16 protein-coding genes and 1 tRNA gene are annotated in these 15,517 nt (G+C 65.6%); 8 read left to right on the top strand and 9 right to left on the bottom strand.

All coding sequences use genetic code 11. From position 1 onward, the window contains the following. Positions 1-29: 29 nt before the first annotated feature. Positions 30-1,001, bottom strand: coding sequence for a phosphoadenosine phosphosulfate reductase family protein (locus LDH66_RS01050; protein WP_226479230.1), 972 nt, complete (start codon positions 999-1,001; stop codon positions 30-32). A gap of 402 nt (positions 1,002-1,403) precedes the next feature. Between LDH66_RS01050 and LDH66_RS01045 the strand changes: the two genes are divergently transcribed. Together LDH66_RS01045 and LDH66_RS01040 are read left to right on the top strand one after the other, a co-directional pair. Beyond that, a complete protein-coding gene (locus tag LDH66_RS01045) occupies positions 1,404-2,516 on the top strand; it encodes a glutamate-cysteine ligase family protein (protein ID WP_226479229.1) in 1,113 nt (370 codons plus the stop codon). A gap of 97 nt (positions 2,517-2,613) precedes the next feature. Continuing rightward, entirely contained in the window at positions 2,614-3,354 is a 741-nt protein-coding gene (locus tag LDH66_RS01040; protein ID WP_226479228.1) for an SDR family NAD(P)-dependent oxidoreductase, read from the top strand. 39 nt (positions 3,355-3,393) lie between these two features. On the opposite strand, the gene LDH66_RS01035 is transcribed toward LDH66_RS01040, so the two are convergent. The 5 genes from LDH66_RS01035 to LDH66_RS01015 form a co-directional block, all read right to left on the bottom strand. Beyond that, complete coding sequence (locus LDH66_RS01035; protein ID WP_226479227.1) at positions 3,394-3,714, bottom strand: zinc ribbon domain-containing protein; 321 nt, start codon at positions 3,712-3,714, stop codon at positions 3,394-3,396. Between the two features lie 92 nt (positions 3,715-3,806). After that, positions 3,807-5,078 (bottom strand): PQQ-dependent sugar dehydrogenase, encoded by a 1,272-nt coding sequence (locus LDH66_RS01030; RefSeq protein WP_226479226.1) that lies wholly within the window; start codon positions 5,076-5,078, stop codon positions 3,807-3,809. A gap of 135 nt (positions 5,079-5,213) precedes the next feature. Next, positions 5,214-5,798, bottom strand: coding sequence for a DUF7110 family protein (locus tag LDH66_RS01025; RefSeq protein ID WP_222918866.1), 585 nt, complete (start codon positions 5,796-5,798; stop codon positions 5,214-5,216). 119 nt (positions 5,799-5,917) lie between these two features. Beyond that, positions 5,918-6,262, bottom strand: coding sequence for a glutaredoxin family protein (locus LDH66_RS01020; protein ID WP_226479225.1), 345 nt, complete (start codon positions 6,260-6,262; stop codon positions 5,918-5,920). A gap of 132 nt (positions 6,263-6,394) precedes the next feature. Then, positions 6,395-7,192, bottom strand: coding sequence for a M14 family metallopeptidase (locus tag LDH66_RS01015; protein WP_226479224.1), 798 nt, complete (start codon positions 7,190-7,192; stop codon positions 6,395-6,397). Positions 7,193-7,397: 205 nt separating this feature from the next. Between LDH66_RS01015 and LDH66_RS01010 the strand changes: the two genes are divergently transcribed. Next, a complete protein-coding gene (locus LDH66_RS01010) occupies positions 7,398-7,679 on the top strand; it encodes a hypothetical protein (protein WP_226479223.1) in 282 nt (93 codons plus the stop codon). 21 nt (positions 7,680-7,700) lie between these two features. Here LDH66_RS01010 and LDH66_RS01005 read toward each other — a convergent pair whose 3' ends face one another. Together LDH66_RS01005 and LDH66_RS01000 are read right to left on the bottom strand one after the other, a co-directional pair. Then, a complete protein-coding gene (locus tag LDH66_RS01005; RefSeq protein ID WP_226479222.1) occupies positions 7,701-8,195 on the bottom strand; it encodes a DUF309 domain-containing protein in 495 nt (164 codons plus the stop codon). Then, entirely contained in the window at positions 8,188-8,406 is a 219-nt protein-coding gene (locus LDH66_RS01000) for a hypothetical protein (protein ID WP_226479221.1), read from the bottom strand. Before LDH66_RS01000 ends, LDH66_RS01005 begins: the two co-directional genes overlap by 8 nt. Before the next feature lie 102 nt (positions 8,407-8,508). Here LDH66_RS01000 and LDH66_RS22835 point away from each other — a divergent pair, with 102 nt between their 5' ends. From LDH66_RS22835 to LDH66_RS00985, 5 genes are all read left to right on the top strand, one after another. Beyond that, entirely contained in the window at positions 8,509-8,637 is a 129-nt protein-coding gene (locus tag LDH66_RS22835; protein ID WP_264182109.1) for a hypothetical protein, read from the top strand. Next, positions 8,591-9,001, top strand: a complete 411-nt coding sequence (locus LDH66_RS23200; RefSeq protein ID WP_425492879.1) for a DUF6653 family protein — start codon at positions 8,591-8,593, stop codon at positions 8,999-9,001. Before LDH66_RS22835 ends, LDH66_RS23200 begins: the two co-directional genes overlap by 47 nt. After that, positions 8,995-9,144 carry a hypothetical protein gene (locus LDH66_RS00995; protein WP_226479220.1) on the top strand — a complete coding sequence of 50 codons (150 nt, stop codon included), beginning with the start codon at positions 8,995-8,997 and terminating at the stop codon, positions 9,142-9,144. The genes LDH66_RS23200 and LDH66_RS00995 overlap by 7 nt, the downstream gene beginning before the upstream one ends. 131 nt (positions 9,145-9,275) lie before the next feature. Then, positions 9,276-9,358: transfer RNA gene (locus LDH66_RS00990), tRNA-Leu, on the top strand. 423 nt (positions 9,359-9,781) lie between these two features. Next, positions 9,782-9,961, top strand: coding sequence for a hypothetical protein (locus LDH66_RS00985; RefSeq protein ID WP_226479219.1), 180 nt, complete (start codon positions 9,782-9,784; stop codon positions 9,959-9,961). A gap of 108 nt (positions 9,962-10,069) precedes the next feature. Here LDH66_RS00985 and LDH66_RS00980 read toward each other — a convergent pair whose 3' ends face one another. Next, on the bottom strand, positions 10,070-15,490 hold the full coding sequence (locus LDH66_RS00980) for a S8 family serine peptidase (RefSeq protein WP_226479218.1): 5,421 nt from the start codon (positions 15,488-15,490) through the stop codon (positions 10,070-10,072). Between the last annotated feature and the right edge of the window lie 27 nt (positions 15,491-15,517).

The following is a 15,517-nucleotide window of genomic DNA, read 5'->3' as shown; positions in this document are numbered from 1 at the left end:
ATACGAGACGGCAGTCGACGGCGGTCGGCCTACATGTAACCCAGATCGCGCAGTCGCTCCATCAGGTCCTCCTTGTCCTGGGCGCGGCCGGCGCGCTCGGTCGTTCCCTCGAGGTCCTGCAGCCAAGCGGGGTCCTCGGTGTTCTTTTCGGTGCTGATCTCACTGCCGAGCGAGCGGAAGCCGGCGAAGTACTTCGGCGAGATCGGGACGTCGGACTGCTCGACGCCCTCGGGAAGGTCGTCGTCGGCCTCGGGGACGTAGCCCTCCTCGGGGAAGTTCTCGACCGTGTCCGGCACCACGAAGTTCCAGAAGGCCTCCCAGACGGCGGCCTCGTCGAACTGCAGGATGGGCTGGATGCGGTCGTGGGGCGGGTAGATGTCGGGGTCGTGACGCGGCGAGAAGAACGTCTCGTCGGCGCGGGCCTCCTGTTCGTCCCAGCGGACGCCGGAGATGACGCCGTCGATGTCGTACTCCTCGAGCGCGTCGTTGAGGGCGACCGTCTTCAGCAGGTGGTTGCCGACGTAGGTGTCCAGCAGGAACGGGAACTCGTCTTCCTCGTACTCGAGGATGTCCTCGACGTGGTGCTGGTTGTGTTCGGAGAGCTCCGAGATGTCGATGTCGTCGCCGGGCTCGAGACCGTGTTCGTCGACGTACTCGCCGACGTCCTCGTTGCGCGCGTAGATGACCTCGAGGTCCCACTCGTCGGCCCAGTGGTCGACGAAGTCGTGGATCTCGTCGAAGTGCTGGTAGTGGTCGATGAAGACCGCGGGGGGCACCTCGAGATCGAAGCGGTCGGCGACCTCCTTGATGAAGTAGAGAGTGAGCGTCGAGTCCTTGCCGCCGGTCCACATGACCGCCGGGTTCTCGTACTCCTCTAAGCCCTCGCGGGTGACCTCGATCGCCTTCTCGATCTTGTCCTGGATGTGCGGATAGTCGGCGGGGTCTTCGCCTTCGCCGTCGGAATAATCGACGTCTACGTAGTCGGGAAAGTTCTCGGCCATCTCGTAATTAGATATAATTAGGAGGTGTAAATCCTTTGGGTCGGCGGAAAGGCCTGTCGGCATCACGGACCCAGCGTCGTCGGATCAGTTCGGGTGTCACACCGCATCTACAGCGGATAGCACGTATCGCATCGCCCTCGCCGGGCAGCGGAACTCCTGCCCGCATAACGGCGGGACGAAGCGTCGGAGGTTCCGGCAATTTTCGCACTCATACCGGCGACGATCTGCATCGTTCGGCCCCTCGAGCCCGCTCCGAATGGGTGGACGCGAATATTTCCGGTCGCGAAACGCTCTTATCGGATCTCGAGAGAGTGGAGTGTGAACGAGTATCAAAGAACGGAGCGGCGATAACGATCGGCGGACGAGCGGACCGCCTGCGTCTACCCCGCGACCGAGGAAACCGTGTCAACACACGAATCTGAACCGATACGGCGGAGCATCGAAGTCGAGTACTGGGTCATCGACGACGAGGGGCGACTGGTCGAGCCAGGAGCGCTCGTCGAGGCGTCACCGGGAGCCGAACGGGAGTTCGTCGAACCACTGCTCGAGATCAAAACGACGCCCTGTGAGACGACGGCGGAGCTCCGCGAGGAACTCTTCGATCGGATCGAGAGCGTCCTGGAGCGAGCCGAGGAGCTCAACAGGGGACTCGTCCCGCTCGCGACACCGGTCAATCACGACGAGGTCAGGGATCGCGCCAGCGACAGGACGCGCGTCCAGGAGCAGGTCATCGGCGAAGACTTCGAGTACGTTCGCCACTGTGCGGGAACCCACATCCACGTCGAACAGCAACCGGGTCGCGAGATCGACCAGTTGAACGCCCTCATCGCGCTCGATCCGGCGCTGGCACTGGTCAACTCCTCGCCGTACTTTCGGGGTCGGAACTTGGCCGTCGGCGCGCGATCGAAGCTGTACCGCTGGATGGCCTACGACGGCGTCCCCCATCAGGGCCGGCTCTGGCCCTACGCCGACGACGTCGACGAGTGGACCCGTCGACTCGAGCGGCGATACGAGGACTTCGTGACGGCGGCGATCGACGCGGGCGTCGACCGGGCGACGATCCAGTCGAACTTCGATCCCGAGAGCGCCGTCTGGACGCCCGTGCAGCTCCGGGAGACGTTTTCGACCGTCGAGTGGCGCTCGCCCGACACGGCCCTCCCGAGTCAGGTCGTCGGACTGGCCGATCGGATCGCCGAGACCGTCGAGCGCCTCTGCGAGGCCGACGTTCGCATCGAGGGCGAAACCGGACGCGTGACCGACGACGAGATCGTTCTGCCGGAGTTCAACGCCGTCATCGAGTACGTCAACGCCGCGATCCGGGAGGGATTGGCGTCGGACGACGTCCGGGCCTATCTCGAGCGGATGGGGTTCGACGTGGCGGCCTACGAGCCGATAACGCACGAGATCGGCGGTCAGGGGACCGTTACCGCCGCAGAGGCGCGCCGACTCCGACTCGAGCACGCCGAGCGCCTCGAGCGGGATGTCCGGCGGGCTCGACCGATCAGTAGCGATTGAGGCGGACGCGACCGACCGGTCACCGAGCCTCGATTCGATCGGCACGGTCGGCCGGCTAGCGAACGTATTACTCGATGGCTCCGAAAGGGTGGCTCGTATGACTGATCTACGCGACGAGACCGTCATCGTGACCGGCGCGAGCAAGGGACTGGGCCGTTCGATGGCGCTGCACCTCTCGGAACGCGGTGCGAACGTCGTCCTCGTAGCCCGAAGCGAGGACGCCCTCGCGGCCGTCGCCGACGAGGCCGACGGCGAGACGCTGGTCGCGCCGGCGGACGTTCGCGACGCCGACGCCGTCGACGACGTCGTCCGGTCGACGATCGATCGCTTCGGGACCCCCGACGCGCTGATCAACAACGCCGGCGTTCCGGGGGAACACTTCGGCGACGACCGCGGTTCTCTCCTCGAGACGGACGAGGACGAGTGGGACCGCGTCATGGAGATCAACATCAAAGGCGTCTATCTGTTCACGAAGCGGGTGCTCGAGGCGATGGTAGAGGCCGATCGGGACTCGGGCAACGTCCTCAACGTCTCCTCGGGGCTCGGCAGGTATGCGGTCCCCAACGCCGCGCCGTACGTCACGTCGAAGTGGGGCCTCGAGGGGTTCACCCGAGCGGTCGCGCTCGAGGTCGAAGATGAAGGAATCAACGTCAACGCGATCGATCCCGGCGGGCGAGTCAACACACAGATCTGGGACCACCTCCCCGAGGACGAGCGCGCGGAGATCCTGCAACCCGACGTGATGGACGACGCCGCCGCGCTGCTCGCGGCGCAGGGCCCCGACGGCGTCACCGGCGAGTCGATGACCACCGCGGAGTGGGAAGACCGGCTCGAGTGACGGTACGCTCCGCCGGCCGAGCGACTGGGAAGCCAGATCTCACGACGACAACCGGTTCTGACAGCCGTGACAGTACGTCATGCTCGGCCGATTCGGCGCTCCGCACGCGGGGCACCGAACCGTCGACGAGTCGGCGGCCTCGACGCCCATCTCGTCCGCCAGCACGGCGAGGACGTCGTGGTCGATATCGTCGTGAGGGCCCTCTCCGCCTCGCCGCTGGGCCCACTCGTTGATGATATCGTCGTCGCGTAACCGCTCGAGTCCCCTGACCAGTCCCAGAAAGCAAAGCGTCGGTGCGATCATCACGAAGGCTGCCACGGCGAGGCGGCCGAGGAGCGCGTACGGTCCCGGCTGGTCCATAGTCGACGTTCGCTATCGAGATTACAAACGTCTATCGCCGGGCGGTCTCCGCGGATGTGCTCGAACGGTCATCCGGGAAGACGGCGCGGTGGTCACGCAGCGGGGACCACGCGGTAGAGGCCACCACCGTCGCCGCTCGTTCCGAGTACGTACACCTCTCCGTCGTCGTCACGACCGAACGAGAGGATGCGCTCGAGTCGTACCCCGTCGTCGATCTCGAGGACGGTGGTTGGCCACAGTCCGTTCCCGTCCTCGGGGCGGGTGGCGGCGAACAACCGTCCCGCTGCCAGGAAATCGCCGAAGACATAGGCGTCGTTCAGCGCCGACAGTGCAGTACCCCTGTACACGTAGCCACCGATGACTGAAACGCCGCTCACACCCGTTTCCGCGGCCTCGCGCGGATACTCGATGATCGGATCTCGGAGCGGTTCCCCACCTCGGACCCGCTCGGGCGTCTCGTCGGGACAATCGGCTTCGGTATAGCAGTGCGTTCCCTCCTTGATGTTCCAGCCGTAGTTCCCGCCCTTCTCCACGAGGTTAACTTCCTCGTAGTCGTTCTCGCCGACGTCCGCGACGAACAGGTCGCCGTCGTCGAACGATAACCGCCAGGGGTTCCGAAAGCCCCACGCGTAGTACTCGTCGAGTCCCGTTCGACCGACCAGTGGATTAGTGTCCGGGACGGCGTACCCCTGTTCGGCCGTTCGCTCGTCGACATCGAGACGCAGGACACTCCCCAAGAAATCTCGAGTCACGTCCTGCCCGCCACCGCCACCGCCTCCGCCGGCACCGATGCCGACGTGAAAATAGCCGTCCGGTCCGAACGCCATGTCACCGCCGTTGTGGTAGTTCGTCGGTTGCGGAATCTCGAGAACGACGCGTTCGGAGTCCCGTTTCGCCCGCTCGCCGTCGTCGCTCGCCTCGAACGTCGCGATCACTCCCGTGTGGTCGAAGTCTGCCGGCGTTCCCGATCGGCGCGGAGCGCTGTAGTGGACGAACAGCCGGCGATTCTCGGCGAAGTCGGGATGCAACGTCAGGCCCAGTAGTCCCCGTTCGCCATCGGTCACGACCGTCTCGCGCAAGTCGAGAAACGGATCGTCGCGGAGCCCGTCAGCCTCGTGAACGTAAATACGACCGTCTCGCTCCGCAACGTATCGTCGATCGCCCGCGGCGGCGAATTCGACGGCCAGTGGCGACTCGAGTCCGTCGATCACTGTCTCGAGACCGACCGTCTCCGGCAGGCGGTCGATAGCAGCGGACGACTGGGGGCGTGTGGCGGCCGAGCGCGATGCGGACCCGGCGAATCCCGCCGTCGCGCCGACGGCTGCAACCGTCAGGAATCGCCGTCGACTGGTGAGAGATTTCACGGCACTACCCGTACGGCTGCGAGAAGCAAATACCCCATTCGGCCTGGCGGAGACTGTCTCGAATCGATAGCGGCTCAGAAGGGCAGCCGCTCCTCGTCGAAGCGTCTCTCGGTCGACCGTTCGTTCTCGGGACGTTCAGTCAGTGATGAACTTGTTGTCCCGCCAGTTGACGCCGCCCTGACCCGAGCCGTGGTCGCGCGGGCCTTCGACGACTTCGATGTCGGCCGGCCGGGGTTCGCCGTCGACGATCCGGGTCGCCTCGAGGTCTCCGCCGCGATCCGAGATCGCCGTCAGGGTTCCTTTCTCGGCGGCTTCCGCGATTCCACAGAGGACGAGGAACATCTGGTACTGCAACAGCGAGTTCTGGAGGACGGTCTCGCGGTCGCCCTTGAACGCGGCGAACTCGACGAGTTCGGACTCGATCTCTTCTTCCTCTTCCTCGTCCCAACTGAAGGACTTCTGGCGGCGCTCGTCGGGGTCCTCCTCGTAGACCCGGTTTTCGGTAACGCTGGCCTTGAGCTGTGCCGTCGGCGTATACTTGCTAACTGACTGATCCTCGGCGACGGCTTTGAGGATCAACGTATTGTTTCGCCGTGTGATCTCGACGTCGGTGATTCCCTCGGGGAAGGTCGCATCATCGATGTGGTCGCGAAGGTCTTCGAGGGGCAGTTCGAGCGTCGAATGCAGCCGATAAACGTGTCTGGATTCCTCTGTTGACATTGTGGGAAGGTGTGTACGGCGATAGTCGTGATCCGTTAGTACGAGCGCGTGACTTATATGACCTGCTATTAAATCCGTGAAATATCAACGAAGATAAATTAATGTCGCAGTCGCGACGACTATTCGTCGGTGAGTTTCGCTTCGAGTTCGTCGCGTTCCTCGAGTTCCTCGAGAATGTCGGAGCCGCCGACGAACTCGCCGTCGACGAACGTCTGTGGGATAGTCTCCCAGCCGCTCTCCTCGTTGAGCGCCGCCCGGAACTCGTCGAGCGACTCGAGGACGTCGACGGTCTCGTAGTCGTCGCGGTACTGGTCGATCAGGCCGAGCGCCTTGCGGGAGTAGCCACACTGGGGCATGAGCTCGGTTCCCTTCATGAAGAGGACGACCTCGTTCTCTTCGATGGCTTCGGTGACCTGCTCGTTGACTTCCTCCTGGTCGAGACCCTGGTTCGGTGGGAACTCCATATCCCTTGGTACGGCGGTGGTGGGGATATGCCTTGTGTCATCCACACTCCCGAGTCCGGGTGCGTCGACAGCGGACCGCAACTGGGGTCACGCGGGAAACGGAAGAGGGAGTCAGACCGCAGGGACGAACCGTCAGTCCGCTGCAGTCGGCGTCTCGAGGACGTCGAGTTTCTCCGCGGCGTAGCCGAAGACGTCTCGATAGCCGTTCGAGGACATGAGGACGGGGTAGAACGGTTCGTCGGCGACCTGTTCGTCGCCGTCGGCGGCGGCGAACGGAGCCCCCGCCTCGACTTCCGTGAAGTTCTCGACGAAGACCTCGTAGGTATCGGCCTGCCCCTTCCGAATGACGTCGGTGAGCCGATAGACGGGGAGTTCGCGGTGGACGGTATCGCCGGGTAACGCGCCGACTGCGGTGAGGAAGGCGCGAGTCAGTCGGTCGGCGTTTTGGGCAGCCGTCTCCGAGCCCTGCAGACCACACTCGACTTCGACGGTGTCGACGGCGGAGAAGAGCCGTCCCTCCGCGAAGTTGCTCGTCTCGACCATCGCTGCCACGGGCAGTTGCGGGACGATTTCCTTCGCCGTCTCGCTGACCCCGTTGACGATCGCGAAGGGGTCGGCGTGGCTCTGCGTGGAGTGCATCGAGAAGGTCAGACAGCCCTCGAGTTCCGAGACGAGTTCGGCCGCGAGCCGTCCTTCGTGCGTCTTGGCGTCTGGATCGCCAGGGAACGCGCGATTGAGATCCTCGTCGAGAAAGCGAACCTGTCGTTCCAGCGCCGCCTCGTTGGCGACGATGAGCTTGACGGGACGATTGACGGTCGGGCGTTCGTCGAGTAATCGCTCGACGGCACGGACGCCACAGGGTTCGTCCCCGTGGACGCCCGCGACGACTGCGACCTCCGGCGTTCCCGACCCGAGCTGTGCGACTCTCATTACGTGATAGTTGGGCCGCGGCGTGAAAGGCGATTCGGTCTCTCACAGCACCGAACGGTCAGCGGTCGTGATCAATCGACTACGACCGTGCCAACGTCACCCACTATGGGCGGCGTCGGCGACCCGATCGGGACGGACCTGTCAGCCGTGACGTATCACGACGCGGTCCGCTCAGTTCTCAAGTCGGTCGGCGTACTCCTCGTCGATGGTCCGAGTGGTTGGCACCCGCCGTCGAACGGACACTGACGTCGATCGACTCGTCTTACAGAACAGTCAGATAGAGCCGGACGGCGCGAGTCTTCGGTTCGGCGAGAGCGGTCGGGCTCACAACATCGAGAGTTCGCTCTTCGACGGGCTCGTGATGAGCGACGCCGGCACGACGCTCGAGAACGTCCTGTGGGTCGGCAACCGCCACCGCGGGGAGACGAAATTCCAGGGCGAACGGTCACAGTGGCAGGACGACTTCAACTTCGGCTTCACCGTCTAGTCGCGCGCTGACCGTCGGCGTTCACTCGAGCGCTCGGACGTACTCGAAATCGATCTCCGTGGCTTCCGGTCGGTTTCCATCGAGTTCGATCTGCCAGCCGTGCACCGCTGTCGGATCGTTCAGTGCGTTCGTGATCGTCGTTCGGACGTCGCGGACGTCGATCCCGTAGTAGTCGTCCGGAACGTCCCGTAGGTACTGTCGCGCCGTCTCGAAGAGGCTCCGCATCCCGTCGTCGTTCTCGAAATCGAAGTGTTTGTAGGCTCCCGCCGCGACCTGCACCATTCCGTGCAGAAACGCGCTCTCCGTGGTTCCGCGCCCGTAGTTATACCATTCCGCTTCGAAGCAATCGTGCGATTCGTGGAACGCACCGGAATTGAAGAGCGCAACGCCGTGAACCACGGCTCGACGAAGCGTTCCGTGGTTCCACCCGTTCGATTCGGCTCGCTCTCGACACCAGCCGGTCGGGTTCCCCGAAGTCGGCGGACCGACGGTGTGGTCCCGGGTATGCTCATCCATGGGCACTGTGACGCTCGCAGGGATCAGTGACGCTCGAGCGATCCGTCTCGAAACGGTCGTCTGACTCGCGGACCGCGCCGTCGTCGAACGGCCGAACGCTGCGGACGGTCGCCCGGCACAGCGCGGCGTGGTCCCAGCGACCCGCGGACGGGGTCCGCCCCATCGGATTCCCGACGGCGGCTCGACGACGGAGTCGCGGGTGATCGTTCATAACCGAGGGAAGGGTCGTCGCGCGGGTAATTCCGTCGGTTATGCGCTCCCTATCGTTTGTAGGCACCCAATTTATGCCGTTTCAGTCCGTCATACAGCCTAGATGGCTCACCCTTACGGCCGCTGTCAGCACTGCGGGGAACGCCTCTACGGCCACATCGAGGGCGGTTACCAGTGTCTGAACTGTGATCGGCGGTACACGGCGGCCGACCTCGAGAATCAGACGGCCTGATCGCCTCGAGTCCGGCCCGTCGCCCCGAGCGCTCGAGCGCCGTCGGCCATTCGTGCGGGAGCCGAATCGCTTTGCTGCGGGGCCGCCGAGAGGCAGATATGCTACCGACGCGGTCTGGGACCGGCATTCGAACCCGAAGAGCGAGTGGACTCGGCTGCTCGCGTATCCGGTGTTGATCGCCGCCGGCTTCGCCCGGCGGTGGCGACTGGTCGCACTAACGGGACTGTTTCTCCTCGTCAATCCACTGCTGTTTCCAGAACCCGAGTCGACGTCGGACAACTGGATGTCCATCGTCGTCCGCGCCGAACGGCAGGGAGCGAGCGGGGAAACTCGTTTTTCGGGCTCGGCTTCCCGCAGGTGCTGAACCTCGTTCAGCTCCCCGTCTTCGCGTACAACGTCTCCGTCGTGTACGAACGGCGGCCGATCGCGACGATCGTCGCGACCGCGGCGACGATGGGACTGAAACTCTGGTTCGTCGCGGAACTGGTCCGGCGATACGAGCCGTGACCGATCTCGAGGACGGTGGCTCGAATAATGGATTGCATCCGTCGGTGACGCGTCAGACCGACGCACGAGGGCTGACTCGAGATGGGAATCGGACGATTTAACCGCGATGAGAGCCTCAGCTGCAACTGCGTGCGAGGGTAGCCAAGCGGTCAACGGCGGCGGACTCAAGATCCGCTCTCGTAGGAGTTCGTGGGTTCGATCCCCTCCCCTCGCACTGACCACAGTGCGCGGCAAGACGGAGCGTCTTGCCCTCGCAAACTTCTGATGCCGTCCCACTGCGATCAGCGACTGGCTCGTCAATGCGTGGGCGCGTGATTCGTATGCACGCGCCACTGACTCACGGACATCTGATCGTTCTCACGTATGAGTCGGTATTCTCCGCGAAGTCGGCAGTAGATATACGGGACAATAGATCAACTGTTAGACTGGAAGTCGGTCTTCAGAATGAGGGCAGCACGCGAATGCCCCGGGTGCGGGAACACCCGAGACTGGCTTCCAAACCCACTCAGGGATTCGGTTGCCATGATTACGTTCATTTTACCGAGATATAAACGTCCCGCACGAGCGCAGAATCGTACGACACGACCAGCGTCGGCTTCGATTTCGGCGTCACGGCGGAGAGCGAGTCGTGGTCGGGATGCGTAGCGACCCCGACGCGAACGACGACGGCTGCGACGACTCGTGGTCGCCGCCCGACTGTCCGCGCTGTGGCAACCCGGTCGGCTTCGTCACCGTCTCCGGGCCCATGACGGCATCGGCCAGTCCCTGTGGCTGTTCGGTGCCGCCCGTGCTCATCGAGCGCGATCGAACCGACTAGGTCGGGGCTCGGGCTCAATCGAATAGTCACGGAGGGGAACGACGACGAGTGTCCGGCTGACACTGACGACGGGGAATTACCACGTCTCCCCAGCCGATTCGCGACCGGTTACCGGTCGAAGTCCGAGAACCGAGCGCGGACGAACAGGACCGTCGCGATGGCACTGACGGCGACGAGGCCGCCGAAGCCGGGAATGTCGTCGGACGCGGAACTCGAGTCGTCCGCCGCCACGCTGTCGGCCGTCGACTCCTCGCTCGCCTCGTCCGTCGCCGCGCTATCAGTCGCGGAGCCGTCGGCCGTCGAGTCGTTGGAGGTGCCCTCGCCGGTCGTCGGTTCGTCAGCGACCGCGTCGTCGGTGACGGTCACGTTCCCCAGCGTCGATCCGGCCGCCGTAATGGTCGCGGACGCGTCGAACGTCGCTTCGACTGCGATCGTCTCCCGCTCTCCGGGACCGAGACCGACCCGCTCGGTGACGAGGGGAGCACCGTCGGCGGCGATCGTGACGTCGTCGGTCCCGGCGACGGCACCGACGTTCTCGACCGTCGCCTCGATCGCCACCGGGCTCCCGGCTCGCGTCTCGGTCGGCTCGAGGCTCGAGTCGACGACCGCGAACTCGGGCGAAGCGCCGTCGACGCCGATCGCGAGTGCAGGCAGACCCGAAACGGTCGCAGAGTGCGTCCCCGTTTCGGCGTCGTAGGTCGTCTCGACCGCACGCCAGCTCCCGTCACGGGACGCCGCGACGACGACGTCCTCTGGGGCCGTGCCGTCCGGAATCGCCTCGTCGGCGACGGTGAACTCGATCGTCAGCGAGCCGATCGTCGCCGCGATGTCGTCGTGGTCGAAGTCGGCGTAGGCCACCGCACCGTCGCGGTGGGAGACGTTGCCGCGGTGGCCGGGGCGCAGGGCGAACGCGTAGCTCGACCGATTCGTCGCCGGAACGATCGCGACACGCTCGAACGCGACGCCGTCCGCGTCGACGCCGGTGAGCGACGTCTCGGCCGAGCGGTTGCGCCGGGATCCGCTGGCCTCGAGCAGTGCACGGCCGTCGTCGCCCGTCGTCGACGTGAACCGCATTTCATCGCTCGCCGGGTCGCCGTCCTCACTGGGAGCGGCGCTCCCGCCACCGATGCTACCACCACCACTGCTACCGCTACCGCCGCTACTCGCTCCGCCGCCACTACTACCACCGCTCGCACTGCTGCCACCGCCTCCACCGCTACTCGCTCCACTGCCACTGCCACCGGTACTCCCATCGTCAGCGCTCCTCTCTCTATCGCCGCTCCCGTTGTCAGTATCGTCGTCGCTACTCTCGTTGTCGCCGCCGGCGCGATCACCGTCGGCTCGGTCCGCCAACTCGAACGAGGCGGTCCTCGGCTCGTCGACAGTGAGTGTCCGGACGGACGGTTCCTCGGCGTAGCCGGCGTCGTCGGGCGGCGTAACCGTGACCGTCACCGGTCCGTCGACCGTCGCACCCAGACCGTCACCGTTCGGACCCGTCCACTGCCCCGATTCGTCGGTCGTCGTCTCACGCGTGACGACCGCCGTCTCCCGCTCGGCCGCGCCGACCGGGGTGACCGCGACCGACGCGTTCGGAATGCCGACACCGCTCGAGTTCGTCACCTCGACCTCGAGTTCGTGGCCCTCGGCGAGTTCGGTGACGACGGTCTCGTTGTCGTCGACCGTGCGATCGAAGAGCGTTCGATATCGCGGGTAGTCGCCCGACGCCTCGAGGAAGACGGCATGCGTGAACGCGGTAGCCTCGGTCGCGGCTTCGAACGTCCCGTTCTCGACCGATCGCCGATCGGTCCAGTTGCCGTGGGCCGGCGTCAGGAGGACCGAGCCGTCGAGGTCGGTCTCGTTCCCGTCGGTCTGCGTCCCCTCGCTCGCGGAGAGACCGATCCGGCCGTCGATCGATGCGATCTCGCCGTCGATGACGAGAGTCCGCGTCGATATCGTTCGAGTCTCGCCGGCCAGGTCCGTGAGCTGCGCGCTCACCGTAACGACGCCCTCGTCGGCAGGCCCGTAGGTGCGAGTCGCGTTCCAGCGGTCCGCGGGAACGGTCTCGTACTCACCGAGCCACGTTCGATCGGTGAAGTACTGCGCCGTCTCGCCGTCGAACGCGATCGAGACGGGACTCGCCGCTCCGGTCGACGTCCATCGATGGGCGGAGACGGTCGTCCGATCGAACGGGTCGTCGTACGCGAGAGCGAGGTCCGTTCTCGTTTCCCCGCCAGCGGACCACGTCGGTGACGCGTTCGTCGTCGCGTTCTCGAGTGCAAGGGTCAGCGTCGCGTTCTCCGGCACGGTCGACGCGTTCACCTCGAATGCACCACCGCCACCGTCCGCGGTCGGAACACCGAACCGGCCGCTCTCCGTCGCCGTTTCCGCGACGACGGTCCCGTTGTGCGCGGCCCGGACGGTGAGGCCGTCCCGCGCCGGCTTGCCGTTGACGGCGACGGTTCCCGCGTATCGTGCCGGCGGCTCGCGCTCGAATCGGGTCGGCGACGTCGTCACGGTCTCGTTCTCGAAGGTGGCCGCGAGCCGGACGGTCCCGGTCACGCCGTCGGCGACGGTCACGTCGACCGCGATCCCCTCTGCGACCGCGTCTCGGTCGACCGCGATCTCGTCGCCCGGAGCGACATCGCTGCCGTTCACCGCGAGGGAGACGTTCGCTGACTCGACGGTCGTCCCGTTAGCGAGAGCGACGGTGACGGTCCCCGTCTCGGGGACGGCGAACGTCGCCGTCTCCGCGGATCCGTTGCTGACGCCGTACGTCTCGAGGTCGTCGCGCACGTGGAATCGCCCCGCTCCGAGATACTCGACCGCGTTAGTCACGATCCTCCGTCCGTCATCGGTCAGCCGTCCCGTCTGCGGCGTGACGCCGAGCGCGATTCGGTCGTCGGGCCTGTCGATCGCGAGAGCCGTCCCGTCGGCGAGGACACCGTCGTCGGTCGCCGACGCGAGCGTCCGCGTCTCGCCCGCGTCGAACCACGTTCGGTTCGTCGCGTTCTCCCGCACGGCGACGGCGTCGGTACGGAACGCGACGCCGTCGAAGAGCGGGTGATTCCGCTCGAGGACCACCTCGTCCGGTCCGTCGTGACCCGGCGTCTCGAGACGGTCGACAACGGACGTGTCGGTCGCGAGTCGAGCCAGCGCGTCGTCGCCGACGCCGTCACCGAGATAGAGCACGCCGGTGTCGTTCGCCGCCGTCGCGTCGACGAACGCCTCGGTCAGGTTCGCGCGAGTCGTCCGAGTAGTGCGATTGCCGCCGTTTGCAGGCAGCTCGAGGGCGACGAAGACGTCGTATTCGCCGGACTCGGCGGCGGTCACGGCGTCGGTGGTATTGATTCGGGTCGGCCGGTACGCGATCGGTAACTCGTCAGTGAGGTCGGCCCGCAGTCGTTCGGCAGCGGCATCGCCGGGATCGGCGACGACGCCGACGTCGTAGAATTCCGGGACGACCCGGGTGGGGCCCGGACTGACCGTCTGCGTTTCCCCGCTGCGGCCGAACTCGTAGTCGAACTCGAGCGTTCCGTTCCGGTCGGCCGCGACGCGAGTCGTGACGGTAAACCGGTCGTCAGTGACCGCCGGCTCGAACGTGACGGTCTCGTTCGGCCCGAAGCGCGTCCCGTCGACCGCGAACTCGAGTGCGTCGGGCTCGATCGTCGCGTTCTCGGTCGGCGTTATTGTGAGCGCATCGATCCCCGTAACGTCGAACGTCGTCGTCACGGAGCCATTGGCTTCGATGGGATTGGGACGGTCCTGCTCGGCGAGACCCTCGACGAAGTCAGTGGGAACCAGCGATACGTCGCGGGTCACCGACTCGTTCCGAGACAGTTCGAGCGTCTCAGTGGTCGTATAGTGGCTGGCAGCCGCGACGGTCACCGTCCGGTCGCCGGGAGCGACCCGCAGTTCGTAGTGTCCGTTCCCGTCGGTCGTCGCGGTCCATCTGCCGCCGTCGACCGAGACGGTAGCGCCGTCGATAGGGTCGCCGTCCCCGCCGGTCACGGTTCCGGTAACCGTCGCTGTCGAGATCGCATCGGCCGCCCCTTTCACGTCGACGATTCCGTGGCCGTACCGGGTGTCCTGTCCGGGGTCCGCCCCGTCCGGCTTTCGAGCCGTCTCCTCGAGCGCGGTCGTGATCTCGCCGGGCCGCAACTCCCCGTCGACCGATCGCAGCAACGCGACGGATCCCGCGACGTGGGGCGCTGCCATGCTCGTTCCGGACTTGCGCTGGTAGCCGCCGTTCGGTGCCGAACTGTTGACCCATAGCCCGGGCGCGGCGACGTCGGGGACCGTGTACGCGTCCGGCCAGTCGGCTGGCCGCGAGGACCAGGCGTCGTCCGTCACGATGGTCTCGCCGCCCGAGAACTCCGCGATGTCGCCGGATCGGGTCGACGCGCCGATCGCGAACGTTTCGTAGACGTTCGCCGGGGAGCCGCTCGTCCCCTCACCGCTGTTCCCGACGGACGATACGACGACCGTGCCCGCCGCTTGGGCGTTTCGAACCGGCTCGATGAATCGCTCCTCGTAATCCCTGACGCCCAGGCTCATGCTCACGACGTCGGCGTCCCGATCGATCGCCCACTGCATCCCTTCCAAGAGCTGCGAGTACGTCCCGTGACACGTCGTATCGCAGTCCGTGAAGACTGCCCCGTGAATCAGATCGGCACCGGGGGCGACGCCGATATGTGTTCCACTGGCGGCTCCGCCCGCGGCCGTACCGCTAACGTGGGTGCCGTGATCGCCGAAGTCCCGCGGCGTCGAACCGGGCACCACGTTTCCGTCACTATCGAACTCGACCCACCCGCCGGGATACGTGGGGTCCGACGGATCAGTGGTGTAGAGATCGATATCGGGATGGGCCGCGTCGACTCCCGTATCGAGCACCGCGACTTTCGCGCCGGTCCCGTTCGTTTCGTACTCGTCCCAGACCGCGGGAGCGTTGATCTGGTCGAGACCGTCGGTCGTCCCGGTCGCCCTCGTCGTCGTCGATTCGGTCGACGAACTACCGTTCGAACCCGTCCCCGCCGTCCCGGTCGCCGCCGCTCCGTCGACTTCCACTTCGAAGTTCGTGTGCAGCGTCGAGACCTCGTCGAAGCGACCGAACGACTCAAGGTCGACGCGGTTGGTATCGACCGACAGCAGGACGGCGTTGGTCACCCAGAACCGATTGCGAACCGTCACGCCCTCGGTCGACCGCGCGTAGGACACGACCGGTCCCTGCGTCCGCTCGGCGTGTCGCTTGAGGCGGGCCGTCGTCCGCTCGCGCGTCGCTGCCGCGGCGACGTTCGCTTCCGAGAGGCGAACGATTACGTCGACGGTCTCCGAGTCGGTGTCGCTCTCGAGCGCGGAATCGATCGAAATACCGCTCTCAGCGGCGGTACCGGTGGGCGGTTCCTCACTGACGGCAGGACCCGGAGCAGTCGAGACCGGCGTCGCGATGAGACCGCAGACGACGAACAAGAGCAAACCGAGAACGAGACCGGCCCGCACTCGCCGTCCGGTCCCGGAAGGGCGGAGAAACATACAGTCGAGATGGAGAGTACCGATACA

Origin of the sequence: Natrinema amylolyticum (assembly GCF_020515625.1) — an archaeon.
Lineage (GTDB): Archaea > Halobacteriota > Halobacteria > Halobacteriales > Natrialbaceae > Natrinema > Natrinema amylolyticum.
This window is presented reverse-complemented; position numbering and strand designations above follow the sequence as displayed.

Bases quoted from the DNA above. Each gene is read 5' to 3' on its own strand.
- LDH66_RS01050 (WP_226479230.1), bottom strand. From the start codon at position 1,001: ATGGCCGAGAACTTTCCCGACTACGTAGACGTCGATTATTCCGACGGC.
- LDH66_RS01040 (WP_226479228.1), top strand. From the start codon at position 2,614: ATGACTGATCTACGCGACGAGACCGTCATCGTGACCGGCGCGAGCAAG.
- LDH66_RS01035 (WP_226479227.1), bottom strand. From the start codon at position 3,714: ATGGACCAGCCGGGACCGTACGCGCTCCTCGGCCGCCTCGCCGTGGCA.
- LDH66_RS01025 (WP_222918866.1), bottom strand. From the start codon at position 5,798: ATGTCAACAGAGGAATCCAGACACGTTTATCGGCTGCATTCGACGCTC.
- LDH66_RS01020 (WP_226479225.1), bottom strand. From the start codon at position 6,262: ATGGAGTTCCCACCGAACCAGGGTCTCGACCAGGAGGAAGTCAACGAG.
- LDH66_RS01015 (WP_226479224.1), bottom strand. From the start codon at position 7,192: ATGAGAGTCGCACAGCTCGGGTCGGGAACGCCGGAGGTCGCAGTCGTC.
- LDH66_RS01010 (WP_226479223.1), top strand. From the start codon at position 7,398: ATGGTCCGAGTGGTTGGCACCCGCCGTCGAACGGACACTGACGTCGAT.
- LDH66_RS01005 (WP_226479222.1), bottom strand. From the start codon at position 8,195: ATGGATGAGCATACCCGGGACCACACCGTCGGTCCGCCGACTTCGGGG.
- LDH66_RS01000 (WP_226479221.1), bottom strand. From the start codon at position 8,406: ATGAACGATCACCCGCGACTCCGTCGTCGAGCCGCCGTCGGGAATCCG.
- LDH66_RS22835 (WP_264182109.1), top strand. From the start codon at position 8,509: ATGGCTCACCCTTACGGCCGCTGTCAGCACTGCGGGGAACGCCTCTAC.
- LDH66_RS00985 (WP_226479219.1), top strand. From the start codon at position 9,782: ATGCGTAGCGACCCCGACGCGAACGACGACGGCTGCGACGACTCGTGG.
- LDH66_RS00980 (WP_226479218.1), bottom strand. From the start codon at position 15,490: ATGTTTCTCCGCCCTTCCGGGACCGGACGGCGAGTGCGGGCCGGTCTC.